This window comes from Pseudomonas sp. GW822-FHT04C11, assembly GCF_058800905.1.
On the sequence record NZ_JBXAMS010000037.1, the window covers coordinates 1 to 3,419 of the forward strand.

3 protein-coding genes are annotated in these 3,419 nt (G+C 48.0%); all 3 read right to left on the minus strand.

Annotation, left to right across the window (positions count from 1 at the left end; genetic code table 11):
• Window positions 1-156 (minus strand): CatA-like O-acetyltransferase (locus AC1RJ3_RS29555; RefSeq protein ID WP_493081983.1); only part of this gene is annotated, 156 nt, incomplete at its 3' end.
• Between the two features lie 1,314 nt (window positions 157-1,470).
• Window positions 1,471-2,331: a broad-spectrum class A beta-lactamase TEM-116 gene (locus AC1RJ3_RS29560; RefSeq protein WP_000027050.1), complete on the minus strand. Its 861-nt coding sequence runs from the start codon at window positions 2,329-2,331 to the stop codon at window positions 1,471-1,473.
• A gap of 462 nt (window positions 2,332-2,793) precedes the next feature.
• Window positions 2,794-3,417 (minus strand): type A chloramphenicol O-acetyltransferase, encoded by a 624-nt coding sequence (gene catA, locus AC1RJ3_RS29565; RefSeq protein ID WP_089591712.1) that lies wholly within the window; start codon window positions 3,415-3,417, stop codon window positions 2,794-2,796.
• Between the last annotated feature and the right edge of the window lie 2 nt (window positions 3,418-3,419).

Here is a 3,419-nt window from a genome sequence, read left to right on the forward strand (position 1 = left end):
AACGGTCTGGTTATAGGTACATTGAGCAACTGACTGAAATGCCTCAAAATGTTCTTTACGATGCCATTGGGATATATCAACGGTGGTATATCCAGTGATTTTTTTCTCTGTCTTAACAGCCTTTCGGCTTTGGTGTTCTAGAACTCCGGTTGAAATTCTATCTGCTTATTCAATGAGTTGCAATGCATTTTCCGCACCAGAATGATTTGGGGTGTGTTTGATGGGTTACCGGGGGTATTTTGGTGAGGTATGGATGGTTGTTTTTGTTTGTTTTTCATAGTTCCCGCACCATATTTTAATGTTGATTTAGCTCCTGAAAATCTCGATAACTCAAAAAATACGCCCGGTAGTGATCTTATTTCATTATGGTGAAAGTTGGAACCTCTTACGTGCCGATCAACGTCTCATTTGGATCCTCTAGAGGATTGCGTTGCGCTCACTGCCCGCTTTCCAGTCGGGAAACCTGTCGTGCCAGCTGCATTAATGAATCGGCCAACGCGCGGGGAGAGGCGGTTTGCGTATTGGGCGCTCTTCCGCTTCCTCGCTCACTGACTCGCTGCGCTCGGTCGTTCGGCTGCGGCGAGCGGTATCAGCTCACTCAAAGGCGGTAATACGGTTATCCACAGAATCAGGGGATAACGCAGGAAAGAACATGTGAGCAAAAGGCCAGCAAAAGGCCAGGAACCGTAAAAAGGCCGCGTTGCTGGCGTTTTTCCATAGGCTCCGCCCCCCTGACGAGCATCACAAAAATCGACGCTCAAGTCAGAGGTGGCGAAACCCGACAGGACTATAAAGATACCAGGCGTTTCCCCCTGGAAGCTCCCTCGTGCGCTCTCCTGTTCCGACCCTGCCGCTTACCGGATACCTGTCCGCCTTTCTCCCTTCGGGAAGCGTGGCGCTTTCTCATAGCTCACGCTGTAGGTATCTCAGTTCGGTGTAGGTCGTTCGCTCCAAGCTGGGCTGTGTGCACGAACCCCCCGTTCAGCCCGACCGCTGCGCCTTATCCGGTAACTATCGTCTTGAGTCCAACCCGGTAAGACACGACTTATCGCCACTGGCAGCAGCCACTGGTAACAGGATTAGCAGAGCGAGGTATGTAGGCGGTGCTACAGAGTTCTTGAAGTGGTGGCCTAACTACGGCTACACTAGAAGAACAGTATTTGGTATCTGCGCTCTGCTGAAGCCAGTTACCTTCGGAAAAAGAGTTGGTAGCTCTTGATCCGGCAAACAAACCACCGCTGGTAGCGGTGGTTTTTTTGTTTGCAAGCAGCAGATTACGCGCAGAAAAAAAGGATCTCAAGAAGATCCTTTGATCTTTTCTACGGGGTCTGACGCTCAGTGGAACGAAAACTCACGTTAAGGGATTTTGGTCATGAGATTATCAAAAAGGATCTTCACCTAGATCCTTTTAAATTAAAAATGAAGTTTTAAATCAATCTAAAGTATATATGAGTAAACTTGGTCTGACAGTTACCAATGCTTAATCAGTGAGGCACCTATCTCAGCGATCTGTCTATTTCGTTCATCCATAGTTGCCTGACTCCCCGTCGTGTAGATAACTACGATACGGGAGGGCTTACCATCTGGCCCCAGTGCTGCAATGATACCGCGAGACCCACGCTCACCGGCTCCAGATTTATCAGCAATAAACCAGCCAGCCGGAAGGGCCGAGCGCAGAAGTGGTCCTGCAACTTTATCCGCCTCCATCCAGTCTATTAATTGTTGCCGGGAAGCTAGAGTAAGTAGTTCGCCAGTTAATAGTTTGCGCAACGTTGTTGCCATTGCTACAGGCATCGTGGTGTCACGCTCGTCGTTTGGTATGGCTTCATTCAGCTCCGGTTCCCAACGATCAAGGCGAGTTACATGATCCCCCATGTTGTGCAAAAAAGCGGTTAGCTCCTTCGGTCCTCCGATCGTTGTCAGAAGTAAGTTGGCCGCAGTGTTATCACTCATGGTTATGGCAGCACTGCATAATTCTCTTACTGTCATGCCATCCGTAAGATGCTTTTCTGTGACTGGTGAGTACTCAACCAAGTCATTCTGAGAATAGTGTATGCGGCGACCGAGTTGCTCTTGCCCGGCGTCAATACGGGATAATACCGCGCCACATAGCAGAACTTTAAAAGTGCTCATCATTGGAAAACGTTCTTCGGGGCGAAAACTCTCAAGGATCTTACCGCTGTTGAGATCCAGTTCGATGTAACCCACTCGTGCACCCAACTGATCTTCAGCATCTTTTACTTTCACCAGCGTTTCTGGGTGAGCAAAAACAGGAAGGCAAAATGCCGCAAAAAAGGGAATAAGGGCGACACGGAAATGTTGAATACTCATACTCTTCCTTTTTCAATATTATTGAAGCATTTATCAGGGTTATTGTCTCATGAGCGGATACATATTTGAATGTATTTAGAAAAATAAACAAATAGGGGTTCCGCGCACATTTCCCCGAAAAGTGCCACCTGACGTCTAAGAAACCATTATTATCATGACATTAACCTATAAAAATAGGCGTATCACGAGGCCCTTTCGTCTCGCGCGTTTCGGTGATGACGGTGAAAACCTCTGACACATGCAGCTCCCGGAGACGGTCACAGCTTGTCTGTAAGCGGATGCCGGGAGCAGACAAGCCCGTCAGGGCGCGTCAGCGGGTGTTGGCGGGTGTCGGGGCTGGCTTAAGGATTCTCACCAATAAAAAACGCCCGGCGGCAACCGAGCGTTCTGAACAAATCCAGATGGAGTTCTGAGGTCATTACTGGATCTATCAACAGGAGTCCAAGCGAGCTCGATATCAAATTACGCCCCGCCCTGCCACTCATCGCAGTACTGTTGTAATTCATTAAGCATTCTGCCGACATGGAAGCCATCACAAACGGCATGATGAACCTGAATCGCCAGCGGCATCAGCACCTTGTCGCCTTGCGTATAATATTTGCCCATGGTGAAAACGGGGGCGAAGAAGTTGTCCATATTGGCCACGTTTAAATCAAAACTGGTGAAACTCACCCAGGGATTGGCTGACACGAAAAACATATTCTCAATAAACCCTTTAGGGAAATAGGCCAGGTTTTCACCGTAACACGCCACATCTTGCGAATATATGTGTAGAAACTGCCGGAAATCGTCGTGGTATTCACTCCAGAGCGATGAAAACGTTTCAGTTTGCTCATGGAAAACGGTGTAACAAGGGTGAACACTATCCCATATCACCAGCTCACCGTCTTTCATTGCCATACGAAATTCCGGATGAGCATTCATCAGGCGGGCAAGAATGTGAATAAAGGCCGGATAAAACTTGTGCTTATTTTTCTTTACGGTCTTTAAAAAGGCCGTAATATCCAGCTGAACGGTCTGGTTATAGGTACATTGAGCAACTGACTGAAATGCCTCAAAATGTTCTTTACGATGCCATTGGGATATAT

Coding starts and splice junctions, on each gene's coding strand:
- AC1RJ3_RS29560 (WP_000027050.1), bottom strand. CDS start 2,331: ATGAGTATTCAACATTTCCGTGTCGCCCTTATTCCCTTTTTTGCGGCA.